Origin of the sequence: Streptomyces sp. P9-A4, assembly GCF_036634195.1 — a bacterium.
GTDB lineage: Bacteria > Actinomycetota > Actinomycetes > Streptomycetales > Streptomycetaceae > Streptomyces.
The window spans coordinates 583,914-605,167 of record NZ_JAZIFY010000002.1 but is presented as its reverse complement, the minus strand read 5'-3'; the positions used below and the strand labels follow the sequence as shown (position 1 = coordinate 605,167).

The 21,254-nt window shown below is 72.7% G+C and carries 20 protein-coding genes; 6 read left to right on the top strand and 14 right to left on the bottom strand.

Annotated elements, in window-relative coordinates:
* Positions 1–45 precede the first annotated feature (45 nt).
* The 5 genes from V4Y03_RS33375 to V4Y03_RS33355 form a co-directional block, all read right to left on the bottom strand.
* The gene (locus V4Y03_RS33375) at positions 46–1,473 is read right to left on the bottom strand and encodes an amidase (RefSeq protein ID WP_332437688.1); all 1,428 of its coding nucleotides are present in this window, start codon (positions 1,471–1,473) and stop codon (positions 46–48) included.
* An 85-nt stretch (positions 1,474–1,558) separates the two neighbouring features.
* On the bottom strand, positions 1,559–2,248 hold the full coding sequence (locus tag V4Y03_RS33370) for an ABC transporter ATP-binding protein (protein WP_332437687.1): 690 nt from the start codon (positions 2,246–2,248) through the stop codon (positions 1,559–1,561).
* Positions 2,245–4,125, bottom strand: coding sequence for a branched-chain amino acid ABC transporter ATP-binding protein/permease (locus V4Y03_RS33365; RefSeq protein ID WP_332437686.1), 1,881 nt, complete (start codon positions 4,123–4,125; stop codon positions 2,245–2,247). Before V4Y03_RS33365 ends, V4Y03_RS33370 begins: the two co-directional genes overlap by 4 nt.
* Positions 4,122–5,363 carry an ABC transporter substrate-binding protein gene (locus tag V4Y03_RS33360; RefSeq protein ID WP_332437685.1) on the bottom strand — a complete coding sequence of 414 codons (1,242 nt, stop codon included), beginning with the start codon at positions 5,361–5,363 and terminating at the stop codon, positions 4,122–4,124. The genes V4Y03_RS33365 and V4Y03_RS33360 overlap by 4 nt, the downstream gene beginning before the upstream one ends.
* A complete protein-coding gene (locus V4Y03_RS33355) occupies positions 5,324–6,199 on the bottom strand; it encodes a branched-chain amino acid ABC transporter permease (protein WP_332437684.1) in 876 nt (291 codons plus the stop codon). Before V4Y03_RS33355 ends, V4Y03_RS33360 begins: the two co-directional genes overlap by 40 nt.
* A 138-nt stretch (positions 6,200–6,337) precedes the next feature.
* Here V4Y03_RS33355 and V4Y03_RS33350 point away from each other — a divergent pair, with 138 nt between their 5' ends.
* Positions 6,338–7,456 carry a helix-turn-helix domain-containing protein gene (locus V4Y03_RS33350; RefSeq protein WP_332437683.1) on the top strand — a complete coding sequence of 373 codons (1,119 nt, stop codon included), beginning with the start codon at positions 6,338–6,340 and terminating at the stop codon, positions 7,454–7,456.
* 29 nt (positions 7,457–7,485) lie between these two features.
* Here V4Y03_RS33350 and V4Y03_RS33345 read toward each other — a convergent pair whose 3' ends face one another.
* The 4 genes from V4Y03_RS33345 to V4Y03_RS33330 form a co-directional block, all read right to left on the bottom strand.
* Positions 7,486–7,701, bottom strand: a complete 216-nt coding sequence (locus V4Y03_RS33345) for a CsbD family protein (RefSeq protein ID WP_317875859.1) — start codon at positions 7,699–7,701, stop codon at positions 7,486–7,488.
* Between the two features lie 20 nt (positions 7,702–7,721).
* Positions 7,722–8,183, bottom strand: a complete 462-nt coding sequence (locus V4Y03_RS33340) for a hypothetical protein (protein ID WP_332437682.1) — start codon at positions 8,181–8,183, stop codon at positions 7,722–7,724.
* Between the two features lie 158 nt (positions 8,184–8,341).
* On the bottom strand, positions 8,342–8,671 hold the full coding sequence (locus V4Y03_RS33335; RefSeq protein ID WP_332437681.1) for a hypothetical protein: 330 nt from the start codon (positions 8,669–8,671) through the stop codon (positions 8,342–8,344).
* A gap of 127 nt (positions 8,672–8,798) precedes the next feature.
* Positions 8,799–9,953, bottom strand: coding sequence for an alpha/beta hydrolase (locus V4Y03_RS33330; RefSeq protein WP_443079912.1), 1,155 nt, complete (start codon positions 9,951–9,953; stop codon positions 8,799–8,801).
* An 18-nt stretch (positions 9,954–9,971) separates the two neighbouring features.
* Here V4Y03_RS33330 and V4Y03_RS33325 point away from each other — a divergent pair, with 18 nt between their 5' ends.
* A complete protein-coding gene (locus tag V4Y03_RS33325) occupies positions 9,972–10,136 on the top strand; it encodes a hypothetical protein (RefSeq protein WP_332437679.1) in 165 nt (54 codons plus the stop codon).
* Between the two features lie 55 nt (positions 10,137–10,191).
* Here the strand turns inward: V4Y03_RS33325 and V4Y03_RS33320 are convergent, their stop codons facing one another.
* Genes V4Y03_RS33320 through V4Y03_RS33305 form a run of 4 tightly spaced genes read right to left on the bottom strand, consistent with a single transcriptional unit; the run spans position 10,192 to position 15,801 of the window.
* On the bottom strand, positions 10,192–11,478 hold the full coding sequence (locus V4Y03_RS33320) for an MFS transporter (protein WP_332437678.1): 1,287 nt from the start codon (positions 11,476–11,478) through the stop codon (positions 10,192–10,194).
* Complete coding sequence (locus tag V4Y03_RS33315; protein WP_332437677.1) at positions 11,475–13,304, bottom strand: condensation domain-containing protein; 1,830 nt, start codon at positions 13,302–13,304, stop codon at positions 11,475–11,477. Before V4Y03_RS33315 ends, V4Y03_RS33320 begins: the two co-directional genes overlap by 4 nt.
* Positions 13,301–14,647: a DUF6271 family protein gene (locus V4Y03_RS33310; protein ID WP_332437676.1), complete on the bottom strand. Its 1,347-nt coding sequence runs from the start codon at positions 14,645–14,647 to the stop codon at positions 13,301–13,303. Before V4Y03_RS33310 ends, V4Y03_RS33315 begins: the two co-directional genes overlap by 4 nt.
* Positions 14,629–15,801: a phytanoyl-CoA dioxygenase family protein gene (locus tag V4Y03_RS33305; protein WP_332437782.1), complete on the bottom strand. Its 1,173-nt coding sequence runs from the start codon at positions 15,799–15,801 to the stop codon at positions 14,629–14,631. Before V4Y03_RS33305 ends, V4Y03_RS33310 begins: the two co-directional genes overlap by 19 nt.
* 574 nt (positions 15,802–16,375) lie before the next feature.
* Here V4Y03_RS33305 and V4Y03_RS33300 point away from each other — a divergent pair.
* The 4 genes from V4Y03_RS33300 to V4Y03_RS33285 all read left to right on the top strand — a co-directional run bounded on the left by V4Y03_RS33300 (position 16,376) and on the right by V4Y03_RS33285 (position 18,495).
* Positions 16,376–17,233 (top strand): hypothetical protein, encoded by an 858-nt coding sequence (locus V4Y03_RS33300; protein WP_332437675.1) that lies wholly within the window; start codon positions 16,376–16,378, stop codon positions 17,231–17,233.
* 99 nt (positions 17,234–17,332) lie between these two features.
* Positions 17,333–17,563, top strand: a complete 231-nt coding sequence (locus V4Y03_RS33295; RefSeq protein ID WP_317875852.1) for an acyl carrier protein — start codon at positions 17,333–17,335, stop codon at positions 17,561–17,563.
* Between the two features lie 10 nt (positions 17,564–17,573).
* On the top strand, positions 17,574–18,224 hold the full coding sequence (locus tag V4Y03_RS33290) for a 4'-phosphopantetheinyl transferase family protein (protein ID WP_332437674.1): 651 nt from the start codon (positions 17,574–17,576) through the stop codon (positions 18,222–18,224).
* A 109-nt stretch (positions 18,225–18,333) separates the two neighbouring features.
* Positions 18,334–18,495 carry a hypothetical protein gene (locus V4Y03_RS33285; protein WP_332437673.1) on the top strand — a complete coding sequence of 54 codons (162 nt, stop codon included), beginning with the start codon at positions 18,334–18,336 and terminating at the stop codon, positions 18,493–18,495.
* Positions 18,496–18,660: 165 nt separating this feature from the next.
* Here V4Y03_RS33285 and V4Y03_RS33280 read toward each other — a convergent pair whose 3' ends face one another.
* Entirely contained in the window at positions 18,661–21,147 is a 2,487-nt protein-coding gene (locus tag V4Y03_RS33280) for a phosphatidylinositol-specific phospholipase C domain-containing protein (RefSeq protein ID WP_332437672.1), read from the bottom strand.
* Positions 21,148–21,254 lie beyond the last annotated feature (107 nt).

Below are 21,254 nucleotides of genomic sequence, written 5' to 3'. Positions count from 1 at the left end.
GGTGGCGGGGTGCCACCGCCGACGAGAGGGGCGCTCGCGGCGGTGTCAGCCGGCGAAGCGCGCGGGGTGACGGTCCGGCCAGCCGTCGAGCAGCTCCAGCTCGGCCGCGACCCGGAGCAGGGCGGCTTCGTCCCACGGACCCGCGACGAGCTGGCTGCCGATCGGCAGCCCGTCCGCGGAGGTGTGGGTGGGCAGGCTCACGGCGGGCAGACCGGTGATGTTGCAGATCGCGGTGAACGAGATCATCTGCGTCTCGGTGGTACGGGGGCCGCCCGGGTCGCTGTTGGCCTCCTTGAGCAGGGCGTCCACCGGCGGCGGCGGGCAGGCCATGGTCGGGGTGAGCAGCAGGTCGAAGTCCCGGCCCCACTGCGCGCGGACCGCGCGGGACTCCTCGGCCAGCAGCGTGGCCGCCCGGGTGTACTCGCCGGAGTGCCGGCCGGCGGCCCGCTCCATCCTGAACCGCAGGTGCGGCTCGGCCAGTTCCGGACGGTCGTACGGGGCGGCCCACAGCGCCGCGTCCAGGACGATCTGCGTGTAGCCGATGATGGCCCGCTCGCTGAAGAAGGACGGCGAGGCGGGGAAGACCTCGTGGCCGAGGGAGGTGAGCAGCCGGGCGGTGTGCTCGGCCGCCGCGACGCACTCGGGGTCGACGGGCAGGCCGGTGGGCGCCTCGGTGAGCAGCCCGATCCGGAGCCGGCCGCCGTCGCGGCCCGGCTCGTCGGCGTACGGCCGTTCCGGCGCGGGCGCGTGGTACATGGCGAGGCGGTCGGGCACGGACATGACGTCGAGCAGCGCGGCGGCGTCGCGGACGGTCCGGGTGATGGCGCCCTCGACGGTGGCGTGCTCCCAGCCCGGGACGTGCTGGGGGACCCTGCCCCGGCCCGGCTTGAGCCCGACGACACCGCAGGAGGAGGACGGCATGCGGATCGAGCCGCCGCCGTCGTTGGCGTGGGCGACCGGGGCGAGCCCGGCCGCGACGGCCGCCGCGGCGCCGCCGCTGGAGCCGCCGGAGGAGCGGTCGGGGTCCCAGGGGTTGCGGGTGGAGCCGAACCGGCTGTTGTCCGTGGTCGAGAGGAGCCCCATGTCGGGCGCGTTGGTGCGGCCCATCAGCAGGAAGCCGGCGTCGAGGAGCCGGCTCACCACGGGTTCGGTGAGGTCGCGGGGACGGTCGTCGACCCCGAAGGAGCCGTAGGTCGCGGGCTGGCCCTCGACCTGGGTCAGTTCCTTGACGGGGACCGGGACTCCGTGGAACGGGGGGAGGACGGCCAGGTCGTCGCGGGCCGCGTCCATGACGGCCTGTTCGGCACGGCGGGCGGCGGCGCGTACGGCCTCCTCGTCGATCCAGGTGAACGCGGCCAGTTCGTCGTTGTGACGGGTGATGCGGGTGAGATAGGTGTCGACGATCTCGACGGGGCTCAACTCGCGGCGACGGACGGCCGCCGCGAGATCGGTGGCCGAGGAGAAGGGGTCCATGACGGTGACTCCAGGCGGGAGGGTGCGGAGGAGGGAGGAGAGCAGGGGGGGAGAGAAAGGGGAGGTGGGCGAGGGGCCCGGGGGCTCAGCGGACCGCGAGGATCTCGTCGAGGCGGTCGCGCAGGCCGGGGCCGTTCGGCGCGTCGAGCACGACCCGCCCGGCCTCCATCGCCACCGCGTGGTGGCTGCGGTCGAGGAGCGCGCCCGCGTGCTGGTCCACGAGGAGGACGGCGACCCCGGCCTCGGCGATCGCGCCGAGCGCGTCCAGGACGTCCGTGACCACGGACGGCTGGAGGCCCTGGGTGAGTTCGTCCACCGCGATCAGGCTGCGGCCGGCCAGCATCGCCCGTGCGATGCCCAGTTGCTGCTTCTGCCCGCCGGACAGGCTCCCGGAGAGCTGTCCGGCCCGGTCGGTGAGCAGCGGGAACACCTCGTACGGGTCCACCGCCGGGGAGAAGTCGCGGCGGCGGGCGAGCCGCAGGTTCTCGGCGACCGTCAGGGAGGGGAACACTCCGCGGTCCTCGGGCATCAGGGTGCCTCCGGCCGCCGCGAGCAGGTCCGGTCGGCCCGGGGGCAGCTTCCGGCCGTCCAGGACGACGGTGCCGCCGTGCCGGTCGGCGAGACCGAAGACGGTGCGGAGCAGTGTGGTCTTGCCCGCGCCGTTGCGGCCGATGAGGGCGGTGACCTCGCCCGCCCGTACGGTGAGGTCGGTCGGGTGGACGACGGCGGCCTGTCCGTACCCGCCGGCCAGCGCGGTCAGTTCGAGGCTCATCATGCCCCCAGGTAGGCGGCGCGGACCGCCGGGTCGGCGGCCACCGTGTCGAGCGGGCCGCGGGCGAGGACCCCGCCGCCGGCGAGGACCACGACCTCGTCGGCGAGCTCCCGCACGATCTCCATGTCGTGCTCGACGACGAGCATCGCGCAGCCGGTACGGCGGTTGACCTCGCGCAGTTCCCGGGTGAGCCGGCGGGCGTCGTCCGGGCCGAGTCCGGCGGCGGGTTCGTCGAGCAGCAGCAGTCGGGGTGCGGCGACCAGCACCATGGCGAGCTCCAGTCGTCTTCGGTCGGCGAGCGGCAGGGTGCCGGCGGGCCGCACCCGGTCCTCGGCCAGGTCGAGGAACTCGGCGGGCAGTTCGGCGGTGACCGGGGCGTCCATCCGGGCGAGGTCGAGGTTGTCCGCCGGGGACAGCTCGGCGAGGACGCTGGGGATCTGGAACATCCGGCCGACTCCGAGCCGCACCCGCCGGTGGACGGGCAGCCGGGCCGCGTCGGTGCCGAAGATCCGCAGCGTGCCGGAGTCCGATGCGAGCTGGCCGGCGACGACGCTGAGCAGGGTGCTCTTCCCGGCGCCGTTCGGCCCGATCAGACACACGCACTGCCCGGGGGCGACCGTCAGGTCCACCCCGGAGAGCACCTCCACGGGACCGAAGGCCTTGCGGACGCCGGAGAGGACGAGCGGGTCGACCCCGGCATCCGTACCCGTGGATTCCACGTCCTCGGAGTGCGGGGGCGCGGACTCGGCGTCCCCGCCTCCCGCGCGGCCCTCCGCGTCGCTCGTCCGCGTACGTCCCCTGCCCGCGCGCCGGGCCGACGCCGGCAGACGGACAGCCGGGCCGGGGCCGGCGAGCAGGCGGCGCGGGGCCGCCGTGAGCCCGCCCGGCGCGAGCCGGACGACCAGCAGGAACAGCGCGGCGAGGGCGAGCACGTACCAGCCCTGCCAGGTGGCGCCCAGGAACTGCTGGCCCACGGTGACGGCGACGGCGCCGAGGAACGGCCCCACCGTGGACTCACGCCCGCCGAGCGCCAGCCAGATCAGCACCGACGTCGACAGACCGAGGCCGAAGACCGTCGGCGAGACGAGCCCGGCGACAGGGGCGTACAGCGCACCCGCAAGGGCGGCGACGGCGGCGCTCGCACCGAAGGCGACCGAGCGGACCCAGGGCCCGTCGACACCGCTCTGCGCGGCCCGTTCCGGATTGCGGGCCGCCGCGATGAGACGGGCGCCGAACCGGCCGCGGACGAGGAACAGCGCGCACACGCCCACCACACAGGCGACGGCGCCGAGGGTGAAGTAGTACGAGGTGACCACGTCGGTCCCGGAGACGGACAGGCCGTTGGTGCCGCCGGTGACCGGAGTGAGCGTGGTCGCGGCCCGCTGGAGCAGCAGACCGACGCCGATCGTGAGCAGGATCAGCGGCGCGTCGGGCACGGGGGCGGCGAGCCCCACCCGGACGACGGGTATCGCGATGGCCACCGCGGCGAGGACCGCTGCCGGGACCGTCAGCGACACGGACAGCTCGTGCTCCTGGGCGAGGGCCACCGCGTAGGCGCCCAGACCGAAGAACGCGGCGTGTCCGACGCTCAGCAGCCCGGCCCTGCCCCAGCTCAGATCGAGGCCGTACGCGAAGAGCCCGTGGCACAGGCCCAGGGTCAGCGTGGCGAGGGCGAAGGCGTCGAGGCCGAAGGGAGCGGCCAGGAGGCCGGCGACGGTCGCGGCGGGCAGCACGACCCGCAGGATCCGCCGCAGCCGCTCGCCCCGGGCCCCGGCCCCCGCCGCTCCCTTCGCCCCGGGCGGGACGAAGGGAGCGGCGGACGGGGAACCGGACCCCGCGCCGGAGGGAGGCACCGCGGGAGGCACGGTGGAGGTGGTCACGAGCAGCCCTTCTTCGGGGTCTCGTCGGCGACCATCGGGTGGGTCTTCGTCACCTTGTAGGCACCGCCGGCGCCGATGGTGACGTCCTGCATGTCGGCCTGGAGGACGTGGTTCGCCGGGTGGAACCGGGTCCCCTTGCCCAGCGGGCTGTCGTAGCGGAACTCACCGATCGCCTTGTTGACGGCCTGCGGGTCGGTCGTGCCGGCCTTCGCCGCGGCGCCCAGGAAGAAGCGGACACCGAAGTAGGCGTTGCCCGCGACCTCGGGGATCGGCGCCTTCCAGCCGTACGCGGACCGGTAGGAGGCCGTGAACGCGCGGCTCTCGGCGTCCTCCAGGCCGTCGCTCCAGCGGACCGTGTGGGTGCGGCCCTCGACCAGCGGGGCGAGCGCCGGATAGAAGTCGGCGTCCAGCGGCGCGCCCTCGTAGCCGAGGCCCGGGGTGAGCAGGCCGAACTGCTGCGCCTGCTTGCTGAACGTCACGGCGTCCGCGCCGACGACCATGGAGAGCACGAGGTCGGGGTCGGCCGAGCCGATCCGCTTGATCACGGGCTGCCAGTCGGTCTGGCCGAGCGGGCTGAACTCGGAGGCGACGGTCGTGCCGCCCGCGTCCTTCACCAGCTTCTCCGCGATGCCCGCGTAGAAGCGCGGGTAGTTGTAGTCGGAGCCGACGACCGCGACCTTCTTGCCGTACTTCGCGATCAGCGCGGGCACCGCCGGGGTCAGCATCTGCCGGGTCGACTCGCCGAAGCCCCACTGGTACGGGAAGCAGTGCTCGGTGTCGCCTAGGATCGCGGTGCCGAAGGGCACCTTGGCCTCGTCGGCGACCCGGCCGACGGCCTCCGCCGTGTCGCCGGTGATCGTGCCGAACAGCATCGTCACCTTGTCCTGCCGGACCAGCCGGCGGGCGAGCTGGGTGGAGTTGGCCGGGTCGCCCGCGTCGTCGACCACGACGTACTCGACGGGCCGGCCGCCGATCCCGCCGTCGGCGTTCACCTTCTTGACGGCCAGTTCGAGACCGTCGCGGAGCGCCGTGCCGACCTGGGAGACCGGGCCGGTCAGCGGCACGATCACCCCGATCCGTACCGGACCGTTCGCGGCCGGGGCGTCGTCGGAGACGGCGGCCCCCTGACATCCGGTGAGCGAGGGAACGAGGACGAGGGCGCCGGTCAGGGCGAGCGCCGCCGCCCGGGGCGCGCGCATCAGGCCGTGCCGAGGGGCGCGGGAGTACGACGGAACCATGCGGAGAACCTTCCGATCCAAGGACGCGAGCGCAGGGCGGCGATCGCGACGACGACGGCGTAGAACAGGGCTTCGGCGAGGGTGTCGGAGAGCCAGGTGCGCAGCAGCACCGACAGCGCGGAGACGAACAGGGCAGCGCCGGCGGCGGTGCCGAGCGCGCCCGGGCGGCTGAGCAGGAGGCCGAAGAAGACGGGGACGAGAAGACCGAAACCCATGCTGGGGTTGACGGCGAGGACCGGGCTGTACAGGACACCCGCCAGGACCGCGAGCAGGCCGCCGACGGTGAACGCGGCGGTCCGCAGCCGGCGCGGATCGGTGCCGAGCACCGCCGCCATGTCCGGGTTGTCGGCGACCGCACGCAGGGTCAGGCCCCAGCCGGTCCGGCGGGCGAGGACGAGCACCAGACAGACGACCGCGGTCGCCGTCAGCGCGCACACCAGCCGGTACGCGGGGTACGGGGTGCCGAGGACGGACACGGTGCCCTCCACGGGGACGGCGACCGTCCGTGAGGTGCCGGTGAACAGCAGCTCGGCGCCCTGGCGCAGGGCCATGCCCAGACCCCAGGTGACGAGCATCGACGACAGGCCGTCGAGGACGGCCCCCCGCAGCAGCAGCCGCTCCATGAGCAGCAGCAGCGGGGCACCGACCGCGAGCGCGATCAGGGTGCGCACGCCGAAGGGGGCCGCGGTGACGGTGGCGGCGACGTAGGCGCCGGCCATGGCGAGGTCGCCCTGGGCCAGATTGACGACACGGGTCGCCGCGAAGATCACCGCGATACCGACGGTGAGCAGCCCATATAGGCCGAACTGGCCGAGAATTGCCAGAAGTACATCCACCTGTTATCGCCTCTGTGCTTCCGGGGTCGGCGGGGACTCTGCGAGCATCTGGCAATCCCGCGGCGGACACTGGTCCGGCAGCGCAGACTTCTGTGCCCGTAGCGCGTGGACCTGGCACGGAGCGGAGGGTGATGCGGCATGCCGCTGGAACGACGGGACGACGGGACCTTGGTGTTCGGGTACCTCGACACCACGTCGGAGGACCGCGCGGGCGCCTTCGACACGGTTCTGGTCCGGGCCGGTGGGGCAGGTGGGTCAGATGGCTCCGGTGGTGCTGCTGGTTCCGGCGGGTCCGGTCGCTCCGGTGGTGACCGGGAAAGCAGGGACGGGAACGGAATCGGAGGCGGAAGCCGGGAGGGTTACACAGCCGAGCTGCGGCCCTGCCGCTTCGGCGCGCTGAGCGGCTGCCACATCAGCGGCGAGCAGCGCGTACGGGTCATGCCCCGGCCCTCCCCGGCCGCCCCCCGGTCCGGCCACCTCCTCGGATTCCTCGTGTCGGGGCGCGGGGCACTCGAACAGGACGGGCGGCGGGCGAACCTCGCCCCGGGCGAGTTCGTCCTCTACACGGGCGCGCGCCCCTTCCAGCTGGAGCTCGACGCCGCCCATCGGTACTTCGTGCTCTCCCTCGACCCCGGTACGGCCGGACTGCTGAGCGCCGCCGACCTCTCGACCCCCCGCGCCCTCACCGCCAACGCCGAACTGCCCCGGTCGCCGAGCGGCCGGGTCCTGGCGGCGGTGATCGGCGAACTGGCCTCCCGCGACCGGGGATTCGGTCCACTCGCCAGCCGTGAGATGGGCGAGCACGTCTCGGGGATCCTGCGCACACTGCTGCGCGAGACGGCCGCCGCCGGGACGGCGACGGCGGGGGGGCCGGGCGGGGCGACGAGGACCCTGGAGCGGATCCTCGCGTACATCGACGACCGCCTCGCCGAGGATCTGTCACCGGGCGCGGTCGCGGCGGCGCACCACATCTCGGTCCGGCAGCTGCATGTCCTGTTCCGGGAGTCGGGCGTGACCGTAGGGGACCACGTACGGCAGCGGCGGCTGGAGCGGATCCGCCGGGACCTCGTCGATCCGGCCCTCGCCCACCTGCCCGCGTACGCCCTCGCGGCGCGCTGGGGCTTCGGCGAGGCCAGCCACTTCAGCCGGGTGTTCCGGGCCGAGTTCGGCCTCTCGCCCCGGGCGGTACGGGAGCAGGCGCGCACCCCGGACCTTCCGGCGGGCACCGTCCCGGCGGCGTGGCACCCGGATCGCTAGGTGACCAGGCGGGACCTTCCGGACACGGACTAGGAGCTCCGCCGCCTGTGCTCGTCGCGGGAGGTCCGCCGCTTGAGCTCGTCGCGGGCCTTCAGCGCGCTCTCGTGCACCTTCTCCATCGCCTCGCGCGCCCTGCCCGCCATCTGGTCGGTCTTGCCCTCCCTCTCCAGCCGCGTGTCGCCGATCACCTTGCCGACGGTCTCCTTCACCTTGCCCTTGCCCTTCTGCACCGAGCTCTTGCGCATGATCGGTTCCTCTCGTCTGGTCACAGGGGCGCGGACGGGGCCGCCGGGGCCGGGGTCCAGCGTTTGTGCGCGGCCGGCTGGTGCACGATGCGGAGGCGGTGGTGCTCCACGGCCAGCTCGTGCCCCTCGGCGTCGGTGAAGCGGCCGGTCATCTCGTGGACGCCGCAGTGGGCCCGGCCCACCGGAAGCCGTTCCGGGGGCAGCCGTACCTCGTACGGGCCGCCGGCGCGGAAGCCGCCGAGCACCGTCGTCCGGGCCGCGATCACCCTCCCGTCCCGGAGGTGGGTGTCCTCGAAGGTCACCCCGTCGATCTCCCGGCCCAGCCGGAACACGAGGCCGATGCTCAGCACCGCGCCCTCCGGCAGCGCGACGGGCTGCGCCGCCCGGGGAGCCCCGGGGCCACCGGCATCCGGGAGGGGGACCTCCAGGCGGCCGTGCTCCTCGGTGTGCAGGGAGAGGTCCAGCAGTTCGAAGTCCTTCACGGCGAGTCATCACCCTTCGGTGCGCTACTGCCCCGACGCGCGCGGATCATGCCAGGCGTACGTCCGTCGGCGCCGGGTAGCCGGTCCACAGGGGCGGATCCGCGCATGTGGGAAAGAGGGTGACCGCCCGGCCGGGGCGCGTGATCGTCGCAGGCCGTTCAGTGCTGCCTTCTCGCGGCCCAGCGTCCCGCCCTGACCAGCAGGAGGCGCATCAGGCACACGCCAGTCACCATCCAGACCGCCGCGAACAGCCACAGCGGTGCGGGGGACGCGGACGCCGAGGCGATGACGAACATCAGTACGGATATCGCGCCGAGTCCGGCCGTACACAGGCCGAGGTGACGTCCGAGCGCCGCGCTCCACGAGCGGCCCCGACGAGGGCGGTCGTCGACGAGGCCACGCAGGTCGAGTGCCTCGTCGCTCCGCAGCTCCTGTTCGATGCCTTCGAGGATCTTCCGTTCCTGGCGGGTGAGCTTGGGGTCGTGCATGGCGGCCTCCCGTCGAGCGGTCCGGCCGCCGGGTCATGCCGTCGCCGTGGTGGTCTCGGTCATGGCGCCCGGGGCTCTTCTCCGCCTGTTCCCGGGAAACGCCCCGGGTATGCCGGACGGCCGCCCGTCATCCGGCGGGCATACCCCCCGTACCGGGCCGGGCGAGGAGGCGGCGGAGCCAGCGGGTGCGGGCCCCGCGCGCGTCGCCGGTGACGGCGGCGTGCGGGGCCAGGCTGTCGAAGCCGTGGCAGGCGCCGGACCACACATGCAGTTCGGCCTCGCCGCCCGCCCGCCAGATCGCGTTCGCGTACGCCACGGCCTCGTCCCGGAACATCTCCGCCGAACCGGCCTCCACGTACGCCGGGGGCAGTCCGGACAGGTCAGTGGCACGGGCGGGGGCGGCGTACGGCGGCAGGTCGGCGGCCCCGTGGCGGTCACCGAGCAGCGCCTGCCAGGCGGTCGTGTGGGAGGTGAGGTCCCAGGTGTCGAGGCCCGACATCTGGTGGCTGGAGAAGGTGCCCCGGTCGTCGAGCATCGGGCTCAGGAGCAGCTGCCCCAGCGGTACGGGGCCACCCCGGTCCCTGGCCAGCAGGGCGAGGGCGGCGGCCAGCCCACCGCCGGCGCTCTTCCCGCCGAGGACGACCCGCTCCGGGTCGACGCCCAGCCGGTCGGCGTGACCGAGGGCCCCGACGAGCCCGGCGTAGCAGTCCTCCAGCGGCGCCGGGTAGCGCACGTGGGGCGCGAGCCGGTACTCGACGGAGACGACGGCGAGGCCCAGGGGGTGGGCCCACTCGCGGAGGACCGTCGGCAGCACGGACCAGGCGTTGCCCATGATCATGGCGCCGCCGTGCAGGTAGTACAGCAGCGGCAGGGGCCCGGCGAGGCCCGTCGGCCGGGCGCTCACCAGAGTGACCTCGGGCGCGCCGGGCGGCCCGGGGACCCGTAGCTCGGCCACGTCGAAACGACCGCCGTCGCGCAGCTCCTCGACACCGGGCCGAGGCCGCCCGGAGGCGTCCCGCGCCTGCGTCATGGCGAGATTGCCGGGGGTGATCGACTGACGAGCCCCTCGCCGGTCACCCTCCCGTACGCGCCCGACCTCGGCATCGAGGGGCGGCGCCACCCCGGCCCCCGGCACCCGGCCCCCTTCGGCCGCCTCACGCTCCCCGCCCACGCCCATGTCCACCTCCGGCACAGCAGCCAACCACACGGCCCCGACGAGGGGCCGGGCCGGGAACGCGGTGGTGGCGGCCTCGACGCTGTGGAAGGGTGCCTTTCCGGCCACCGACGAGAAAGACCCGCCATGACCCACGGCGAAGCGATCCAGCAGCTCAGCCACCGCGGGCGCCAGAGAGCGTTCGGGCGGCACGTCGGGTCCGACCGGCTCATCCAGGCGGGTCTGGACGCGCTGCTCGCCGGGGTCGACACCCCCTCGCTCGCCCGAGGAGGCCGCACGGTTTCTGCGTGAGCGGCCTCCGGGGGAGCGTACGGACTGACGCGCGCTCCCCGCCCTTCCGTATCGGTCAGCCGGCCCCCGCCGGGCTCCCGGCGTGACCGTCCGCCCCCGTTCGTTCCTTCGGCGCTCGGCCCAAGGATCGGATCGCCGGTATCGAGAGCATCACCAGGATGCACACGACGCCCATGACCGAGGAGAACAGCAGCACCCGGTCCGCGCCGAAGGAGTCCGCCGCAGGGCCCGCCAGTGCCCGGCCCAGGGGGATGACCATGATCGAGCCCGCGACGTCGTACGCGGACACGCGGCTGAGCACCGCCAGCGGGATGTGGGACTGCACGCTCGTCGCCCACATCACCCCCCAGAAGGCGAAGCCGCAGCCGGCCACCACCCCCGTCACCGCCGTGACCGTGAAGGACCAGCCCAGCGCGGGCGCCAGGGGGTTGAGGGAGAAGAAGAACATGGCACAGGCCCCCGCGACGAGCGGGCGGCGCGGGCGGACCCGCATGCCGAGCAGGCCGCCGACGATCGTGCCCGCCCCGTCGGCGGAGGCGATCCACCCGTACCCGCTCGCCCCGTGCTGCTCGGTGAGCAGCGCCGCGCCCAGCGGCAGCGCCGGGCCGAAGACGAACAGGCCGTACACCGCCCAGACGGCGATGACCCCCCACAGCCAGGAACGGGACCGGAACTCGTGCCAGCCGGTGGCGAGCCGCTGCCAGATCGGGTCGTCGCTCTCGTCACGGACGGTGCCGAGCTTCCGCAGTGGCGCCAGGCCGAGCGCGGAGAGCGCGTACGCCGCCGCGATGACCACGAAGGATCCGGCGACGTCCCAGTAGGCCACCAGGAGTCCGGCCACACCGGGACCGAGCAGTGTGCAGATCGCCTCCGAGATCCGCAGCAGCGCGTTGGCCCGCTGGATGTCCTCGGCGACCTGCGGGACGAGGCTCGCCAGACCCGGCTGGAACATGGCGGTCGCGGCCCCGCTGAGCGCGAGCAGCGCCATGATGTGCCAGAGCCGTACCTCCGTGCCGATCAGCAGCACCGCGAGCGCCAGCATGGCGACCATGCGCACCACATCGGCGCCGACCATCATCACCTGCGGGGTGAACCGGTCGGCGAGCACGCCCCCGAAGAGGACGAGCAGCACGATCGGCGCCATCCACGCGGCCAGCGCGTACCCCACGCCCGCCGCCCCGTATCCCGCCCCGAGGACGGCGGTGGTGAGCGACACCATCAGCATGCCGTCGGCGAGCAGCGAGGTGCTGCGGGCCGTGAAGAACAGCCGGAAGCGGCTCGACCGCCACGGGCTGGGAAGAGAGCTCTGCTCCCGCTCGGCGGTTACCCCATCGATGGTCATGTGACATCCCGGTCCCGGCCGGTTCCTTCCACGAGAATCTGCTGACGGAGCCACGCGCTGCTCCGGCCCGCCTCGGCCGGCGGGTCCTGGACGATCACGTACCGGTGCGGGGCCAGTACGCCCGGATGCCCGGGGAGGGCGTCCATGAGCACGGTGTGCGCCTCGGCCGGGGTGAGGGGGGAGTCCCCGGCGGCGACGAAGGCCGTCAGGGCCGGTGTGTTCCCTTCCCCGTCCGGAGCGTCCGCGACGACATGGACGGGCAGGCCCTGCAGGGCCTTGCCCAGGGTCTCCGCCACCAGGGGAGGCGAGACCCAGGAGCCGTCCACCCGGCACCATTCGGGCCCGCGCCGGGCCGGCCGTACCCCCGTCACGTCCGTGAGCGACGTCAGCGGTACGTCGGCGGTGGCGGTCGCCTCCAGGAGCCGTACGAGCCCGGCGAGGAAGTCCTCCGCCTCGTCCCGGCGGAACAGCGCGGGATCGGCCCAAGTGGCGAGGTGGACGACAGGGTCGGTCTCGTACACGAAGGTGAGGACGCGGGTCGGGAGCACCTGATCCGGGCCCCAACTCAGCTCCAGCTCCGGCCCGTCGGCGTCGGCGTCGGCTTCGGTGTCGGAGGCGGAGGCGGAGGCGGAGGCGGAGGCGGGGGCGCCGGTGGCGTCCGCGACGGTCGACGGCAGCGTGCTGACGTCGTTGAAGACGACATCGCGCGCGAACCGGCTGCCGCGCTCGAAGGTGGTCCTGTCGATCATCTCCCACAGGCCGAGCGCGTCGAACTGGCTGTGCCGGTAAGCGTTGAGCGCCGCTCCCCACGCCTTGCGCAGCAGCGCGTCGAAGGACTCGACCCGCAGGTCCAGGGAGAGCAGCGCGTCCTGGGACACCGTGTTCACCGAGCGGGCGAGGCGCGGGTGGTAGCGGTTGGACGTCGGTACGGCGGCCACGCAGGCGCTCTGGCCCGCCCGGTGCGCGACCAGGGCGCACCACGCGGTCAGCAGGACGGTGGACGGCAGGCCGCCGGTCCGCTCGGCCGCGAGCGCCAGGGCCCGCGCCGCGCGCCGCGACCGCAGGGTGAGCCGTGGCACCCGCGTCTCGGTCCCTTCGGCGCCCGGCTCGGCGAACATCGCCTGGGGGCCGGTACGGATGATCCGCTCCCAGTGCCGCAGGGAGGCCTCGGACCTGCGGACCCCGGCCGGGGTCGCCTCCTCGGCGGCCAGGTCGAGCGGGGCGAGGGAGGTCAGCGGGGGAAGCTCCTCGCCCGCGAGGAGGCTCAGCCACTCCTCCTTGAGCACGGAGAGGGCGCTGACGTCCGTCAGGGCGTGGCTCGCCGCCAGGGCGACGAAGACGGGCGCGCCGTCGAAGGTGATCAGGGAGACGCGGAGGGCGAAGTCCCGGTCCAGACGGAACCGGTGGACGCGGGCCTGGCGGGCCAGTGACTCGGCGTACTCGGCGTACTCGGCGTACTCGGCGTGCGACGCGGGTTCGCCGGTGGAGTCGCCGTGGCCGTGGTTCACGACTGTGACCGTGAACTCCCCTTCCGGCGCCACCACTTGTTCGCCCGGCGCGCTGCCCGGCGCGTGCGGGAAGGTCGTGCGCAGCGCCTCGTGGCGTACCACCAGCGCGCGGAGGGCGTCGATCGCCGCTTCGGTACGGGTCCCCTCGGGGACCGGCCACACGTCGTGGATGTTGATGTGCGCGGGCTCGTCCCGCAGCATGCAGCGGATCATGTTGGCCTGCCCCATGGTGACGGGGCCCCGGCGCTCCTCGCCGCCCGAGTACCGGACGGTGAGGGTGTGGGTGGTCCTCGGGAGCGAGGGTGCTCGCTCACTCATGCGATGCCTTTCACGGGCTCGTGGAACGCTCCGGGTTCGGCGGAGCCGGAGTGGTGGGACCGGGCGGCCCGGGTCAGGGCCTCCCAGTGGTCGATCAGCCGGGCGAACTCCGTCATGTCCTGCCCGGCTTCGTCGAGAAGTCGCTCGCGGCGGGCGCCGAGGACGTCGGCGGCGGTGGCGTACCGTCCGCCCAGCTTCCGGTAGGAGCGGTCGACGACGTCGAGCCGTTCGGCGTTCTCCGCCCGGTCGAGCCGAGTGCTGTCCCGGACGAATCCGGCGACGGCGGAGGGGCGGACGTGTCCCTCGTCGTCGAGCAGCGCGCCACCGGCTTCCTTCATGTCGGCGTACACGGCGTTGAAGTGCGGTGCGGCAAGCAGGTACTTGGCGAGGCGCACGTGGTAGGCGAGGAAGCCCGAATCGGAACGCCGCTCTCCTGTATGGAAATTGACGATGTGCCTGTTGTGCAGGATGCCGGGCAGCCGGGCGTCGTGGACCAGATGGATGAGGAAGTAGTCGCTGCCGATGGTGTCGGTGGCGGGCGGCAGCGGCACCCGGGCGTACACCTCGCGGTCGAGGGCGATGTTGCACATGTCCACGCGCATCGGGTTGACGCCCGTGAGGGTGGTGCGGTCACCCGTGAACGCGGTGGCGCCGGCGCCCCGGAAGGACTCCGCGATCAGGTTCCTGCGCCAGATCTCCGGATAGCCGGCGGGGATCGAGAGGCCGACGACCTCCTCGTACACGGCGGGGTCGAGCTGTTCGATCTCCGCGACGTCCACGGACATCTCACCGACGAAGGAGCCGCCGACCATGGCCACCGGCCGGTCGGCGCAGGCCGGGTCGAGTCTGCTCCGGGTCACCTGCCCGGCGAGGTCGGCGGCCCGCCGTCCCAACCCGGCCAGTTCGTGGTGGAAGGGGAAGACCGGCTCGCCGTCCAGGGACTGGTAGCGGCTGTCCGAGTCCCGGCGGTGCACCGACACACAGCCGAGGGCCTCCGCGATGAGGAAGGCACGGTTGGTGCAGGCACCGTACGAGACGCCGGACGGCAGCATGAGGTCCAGCACCCGGTCCGGCTCCGCGACGCCGGAAGCGGCGGTCACCTCCCGCAGGAAGCCACGCTGTTCGGCCTCGTCGAGATGGTGGGTGACCACGCCGGGCACCGGAGGCAGCGCGGCGACCACGGCGCGGTGTCCGGCGAGCACGGCGGGGTCGGAGGAGTCCAGGATCAGCAGCCGCACCTCGACGCCGAAGTGGCGGGCGCCGTAGGCGGCCTCCTCGGCCACGGCACGGATGGTCGCGGCGCATTCCCGGTTGGTGGGGAGGGTCAGACAGACACGGCGCACGACGGCTCCCCGCCCTGACCGGCCACGACGGCGGTGCCGCCCGCCGCGTCCCCGCCGCTCGCGACCGCCGTGCTGCCCGATTCCGCCGCGACGCCGGTTCCCTTGGCCTCGGTCTCGCCCGTGTCCTTCCACGAGGTCAGTCCGAGGAGTCGGCTGCCGAGTTCGTTCAGGGTGGCCGTCGGGTACCGCTTGGACTCGTGGAGCACCGGGTCGCCGACCAGCGTCCGGTTCCAGCGCGGGGTGCGCAGGTGCCGCCAGGAGTCGACGCGGGAGCGCCTGAGCCGCTCGTGCTCCTCCAGGGCCGGCATCATCGAGAGGTACTGGACCGCGCGCACCTGGTCGCGGGAGACGTTGCGGGCCACGCCGTGGGCGAGGAGGCCGTTCCAGATCAGCAGGTCGCCGGGGTGGAGATCGGGACGTACGACGGGGTACTCCGTCCGGTCGACGTCCGGGCGGAGCGGGTCGCGGTCGGCCGGCTGGGCGGTCTTCCACTCCTCGAACCGCCGGAACAGCTCCGGGTCGCACTGGAAGCCGCCCGACTCCGGCCGGGTCTCGTTGAGCGCGATGATCCCCTGGACCCGCTGCGGCGGTACGCCGAGCGTGGTGTCGATGTCCCAGTGGAGGTCGATGTCGAAGCCCCGGTCGGTGGGTTCGATCAGGGCGCGGTCGCGGTTCCCGGTGTTGGGCGGGTTGAGGTTGAGCCGGTCCTGGGTGACCCACAGCTCCTCGCAGTCCCAGACGTCCACGAAGGCGTCGTAGACCCGCTGGGCCTGGCGGTTGTCCCACAGCAGCTGGTGGTGGTACGCCTCCACGAAGCCGTAGACGTGCAGTTGCTGGTCCAGCTCGGAACGGAAGGGACGGTCCTCGTACCAGCTGTCCGGCCGGTCCGGGTCGAGGCCCTGGAACTCCCAGGTGAAGTCGAGGAGTCGCTTCGCGGCCTCCGCCGGGATCGCCTGCCGGACGATGACGTAGCCGTACGTCTGCCAGTGGGCGAAGTCCTCCTCGGAGAGGACCCGCAGGGGCCGGGACTTCTTCAGCTCGCGGAGCGTCGTCTGCGCGAGGTAGGACTCGCCGTCCGCGCTGAAGTAGGGCCGCTCCGTGGCCGCCCGGTGGAGATGGGGGCGGCGGGGGCGGTGAGGAGCGGGTGTCGTCATCATGTGGTCCCTCCAAAGCGGGAGTCGGGGGAGGCGGGTTCGGCTCGTCGGGTACGGGCGCCCGGAGCAGCACGCGGCGACCCTCGGCGCGGGGCCGGTGGCGGACGGTAGGGACGGCGATCGGTGGACGGCGGCCGGGGTGCGGACGGCAGGCGGGACGGACGGACGGCTGTGCCGCGGTGCACGCGCGTCGGCCACGTCATTCAGCAGAATTGGTGTAGACCATAGCTGCTGTCAAGTGTCATCTCGATATGCGGAGTTGGGTCGGACCGGGGCTTTGGCCGAGATCAGACGCCTGCGGGGGGTGCGGTCTCCGGCCCGGCGGCTTTGGTCTAGACAACAAGCGAGGGGCTCGCCTAGTGTCCCCTTGCGTGGTCCGGCCCGTGACGGGGATCCAGCCGGACTCCTCGCTGCGCCACGCGGTCAACGGCGACCACACGACCGCACGTTCGCACTGACCCGCGGACGCCTGGCAGCGCGTACGTGGCACCCCGGTGCCCCCGCGGCGAATTCGTTCCGCCCGTCCGGCCGACGCCCCTGACTGTTCGCCCACCCTCAAAGGGAGCGGTTTTCCATGAGCACACCCGGTACCACGGTCCTGCCGGACGGTGGCCTGAAGAGCCCCGGTCCCGGTCTGATCACGCTGGATCCGGTCCGTACCGCCCTGCTGCACGGTCTGGACGACCTGCTCACCGGACTGGCCGCCCGGCTGTCCGCGCCCGAGGTCGTCGGGCCGCCGCTGCTGTCCGCGGAAGGCCTCGCCCGGCTCGACTTCTTCCGCAACTTCCCCCATCTCGGCGTGTCCGCCGGGCGGTTCGCCCCCGACGCGTTCGACGGCCTCGCCGCCGGGGAGACGCCGGGGGAGCTGCCGCTGCTCCCCACCGGCTATCTGCTGCCGTCCGCCACCTGCTACGGACTGCTGCTCTCCCTGGAGGGCCGGGACGTCGGCGAGGAAGGTCTCAGGCTCTCCGCCGCGGGCCGCTGCTTCCGCAACGAGACCCACTACGAGGGACTGCGGCGCCTGTGGGGCTTCCACATGCGCGAAGTCCTGTACCTCGGCACCAAGCAGGGCTCGCTCGCGCACCTGGACCAGGGCGCCGAGTTCATCATGGAGGCGGCCGGCCTGCTCGGTCTGGAGCTGAAGCGGGCGGTGGCCGACGACCCGTTCTACGACAAGGGCGGCTCCCGGGCCCGGCTGATGGCCCTCGACCCGGTCAAGCACGAGTTCTGCGCGCCCGACGGCACGGCCATCGCGTCCGTCAACCGGCACCGCAACTTCTTCGGCGAGCGGCTGGACATCCGCGCGGGCTCGGAGGGACCGGCGTACAGCGCCTGCGTCGCCTTCGGCGTCGAGCGCTGGGTCCACGCCATGATCCTCACCCACGGCAGCCCCGAGCAGGCCCTCGAACGGCTCGACGACGCGCTCGGCTAGGGCGCGGCCGACTCCACGACGCCCGCCCCTGAGCGTGGCGGACCGGCGCCGCCGTGCTCACGCCGTACCGAACCGACAACCAAGGAGCGACCCCTCCCCATGGAACGCATCGCCGCGTGGCTTCACGAGAAGAACCCCGGCCTCGACGGTCCGATCGACACCGACGAGGACCTCATCGAGGCCCGTCTCATCGACTCGATGGACTTCCTGGAGTTCATCGACCTCCTGGAGGAACTCTCCGGCAGCTCGATCGACCTCCAGGAGGTCACCATCGACGACTTCCGCACCCTCGGCCGCGTCCAGGAACGTTTCCTGAGCGCCGTCAGGTGAGCCACCGACCGTGACCGGCGGCCCGGCGCCCGGCGGGGACGTACCCACCGCCCTGGCCGTGGTGGCGACCACCCCGGAGGTACTGGCCCACCCGGAGCTGCACGAAGGGCTGCTCGCCCCGTGGGAGCGGCGGCGGCTGGACGGGATCCGGGTGCCGGACCGCCGTGACGACGTCCTGGCGGCGCGGCTGCTCGTACGGCTCTGCGTGGCCCGCTTCACCGGGCTGCCGCCCGACCGGGCAGCCCTGGCCCAGCTCTGCCCGTCGTGCGGGCGGTACGGCCACGGGCGCCCCTACCTCCGCGACCGGCCCGGGGCCGGCGTCAGCCTGAGCCATGCCGACGGGCTCGTCGCGGCGGCCGTCGGCCCCGGCGCGGTCGGCATCGACGTCGAGCCCTCCGCGCGCCGCCCCGGCTCCCCGCGGGTGCTGCGGCGACTGCTGCCGGAGGCCGAGATCGAGGAGGCCCTCGCGCAGCGGGACCCCGGCCCGGCACTGCTCCGGCTGTGGGTCCGCAGGGAGGCCCTCCTCAAGGCGGGCCAGGACGGTCTGCGACTCCTCGAATGGACGGACCACCGGCGCGCGGCCGTGGTGGCGGTGGCCGGCGCGGTCCCGGCGTCGGTCTTCTCTGTAGGTGCCGACCGGACCGTTTCCGGAAGACGGTGACCGTCCACCCGGCCCGACTCCACATCGTCGGCGTCCTTCGCCGGTCTGCCGGGCCCACGGTTCAGGAGCAGGAGCGAACCGCCTCGTCCCAGGCGCCGGGACTGCGGTGGTGGTTGCTGTGCCCCGCGGCGAGCACCTGGCGGAGTTCGGCGAGGTGCTGGGTGTCCGTGGGGAGATCCAGCCGGTCGAGGAGGGCCAGGGAGGCGACCGGTTCCAGGTCGCCGTAGAGGTCGTGGAAGCTCGCCCGGAGGCCGCGGCTGGTTGGCCGTGAGCGGCGCCTCCGGCTTCGCGTCGCTCACCCACCCGTCAGGCACCTGCCTGACGCCCTGATCGGCAAGCCAACGCCGTGCCGCCTCCACGGCTCGCGTCTCCGTCCGGGAAGTATGACTCGCCCCGCCGGCGGCCGGCGGGGCGAGTCATATGGAGGGGGCGGGTGCTAGATGCGGACGCGGAAGCCGGGGGATCCGGTGCCGGTGGCGATCACTCCCTGGTCGGACCACTTCACGGTTCCGGTCGGGCTGAGGGTGTGGAAGAAGGCGTGGATGGCGCCGTTGTCGTCGAGGACGAGATAGTCGGCGCGGCCGTCGGCGTTGATGTCGGCGAAGCGGATCTGGCCGGCGAGCCAGGTGGAGGAGCCGGTGGCGACGACGCCCTGGTCGGACCAGCCGCCCCGGCCGTTTCCACCGGTGTTGACGTACGCCTGGGTGGCACCCTGGTCGCTGACGACGAGGTAGTCGGCGCGGGCGTCGCCGCCGATGTCGGCGAAGCGGATCTGGCTGCCGGTCCACGCGCTGGAGCCGGAGGCGATGACGCCCTGGTCGGTCCACTTGATGACGCCGGTGGTGGCGTCGGTGGTGTTGAGCAGGGCGCGGGTGGCGCCGGTGGGCCCGACGACGAGGTAGTCGGCCCGGGCGTCGCCGCCGACGTCGGCGAAGCGGACCTGGTCGCCGGTCCACCCGCTGGAGCCGGTGGCGATGACACCCTTGTCCTGCCAGCCGCCTCGGCCGTCGCCGCCGGTGTTGACGAAGGCGCGGACCGCGCCGTTGACGGGGTCCACGACCAGGTAGTCGGCGCGGGCGTCGCCGCCGATGTCGGCGAAGCGGACCTGGTTGGCCGACCAGTCGTTGGAGCCGGAGGCGATGAAGCCCTGGTCGGTCCACTCGACGGCGCCCGTGGTGGGATTGGCGGTGTTGAGCCAGGCGCGGACGGCACCGTTGTCGTCCACCACCAGGTAGTCGGCCCGGCCGTCGCCGTTGATGTCCACGTCGTAGTCGCCGGAGGTGGCTCCCTGACGGGGCGGCGCGGGCTTGACCTCGACGGTCTCCTTGATCCAGCCCTTGTTGGCGGCCTCACCGATGCCGCGCATGAACGCGTTCGTCATCTTGGCGTAGCCGCTGTTGTTGGGATGCAGATTGTCGTTGAGGTCGTCGGTGGTCAGTGAGTCCATACCGACCTGCTGGATCTTGTAGCCCCGCTGGAACCGGTCCATGACGATCCCCGGGATCGCCTGGTTGTACGTGTTGATCCGGGCCTGGACCGCGGGGTCGGTGGCCGGCACCAGGGTCGCGACCACGACCACGGTGTCGGGCGAGGCCGTATGGATCTGGTCGATGAGCGTACCCAGCCGCTGCGGCGCGGTCGCCACCTGGTAGTTGCGGTTCATGTCGTTGGTGCCGATGTGCAGCGTGATCAGATTGGGCTTCGCCGCCGCGAGCCAGGTCTCGATGTTCGCCTGCAGCTCGTCGATGCGCCAGCCCGAATGGCCCTCGTGATGCGTCACGCCATCGGCGTCGACCAGTGAACCCACGAACTGGACCGTGCCGCCCGAACGCTTGACGAGCCTCTCCGCCAGGGCGGGCCGGTAGCCGGTCCGGGTGGAGCTGCCCACGCCCAGGGTGATCGAATCGCCCAGCGGCATGACCGTGAGCCGGGGCACCTGCCAGGTGAAACCGTCCCACGGCCGGTTCGCGGCGATGATCGTATTGATCATGGCGTACCCGGGGTAGTCCATCATGATCTCGCCGGTGCGGTTCTTCACTTCGCCCAGCGGCCCGAGAACCTTCTCGTTCACCCGGTCCGCGACGGCCTTGGGATAGGCGAAAGCGCTGGAGCCGCTCGTGTGGTTCACGTAGATGCGGTGGGCGTCGACGTCGTTGTCGGCCGCGGTGAGGTGGTCGGTGACCTTCTTGACCTTCGCGTTGATGTCACCGGGGAGAATCGTCGGCACGTTCCAGTCGTCCTGGATGGAGAGCTTGTCGCCCTTTATGCCGAACTTGCCGCTGAGATCGCCCATACCGCGGACGCGCTCCAGGACGATCTTTCCGCGTACCGTACTCAGCTTGGGAACGTCCGCCTGACCGCTCTCGTTGACCGAGAGATCCCAGAACCTCTTGGCGTTCGGGTCGGTGGCGAGGTAATTACGGAAGATATCGGCGCGTTGCGCTTCGGTCGTGGATTTCGGTTCGTCATTGCAGTCCTGGACGGCATTACTGCTGTTGTCGCACTCGGCCCGCATGTGCATCATGACGGTCTCTTTGGGATGCGCCGACAGGAAGTCGTTCAGAACCCTGAGGACATCGCCGAAGTTCGCGTCCTGGAAAACAGAGCCGTGGTGGATCGTGAAGCTTCCGCCGATGGCCCGCACGCGGATGTCGATGGACCTGATGCCCGCCTGGAGCTGAGCGGCGAGCGTCTCGGCGCTGGGGCCGCCGTTCTGCTGCGTGTACGTGCTGTCGCCGCCGCGGATCGACAGCGTGTCGTGGGTGCCGGGCACGGACAGCCAGCCGAGCGGCGTCTCTCCGTCGATACCCTTCATCCAGTCGGGATTGTTCGTCTTCCCCAGCGACCGGTATGCCGGGTTGTCCGTGTCGTCATCCAGCGCCCATGCCGATCCGGGGGCCAGAACGGTGAGGATTCCCGTCATGGTCATGAGAGTGGTGAGCAGGGCGGCAACTCTGCGCCGCCCTGTTCTCTTCGCGGTGTGATGTCGCACGTAAGGTCTCCAAGAAAGCGTTGACGCATTTCAGGTTT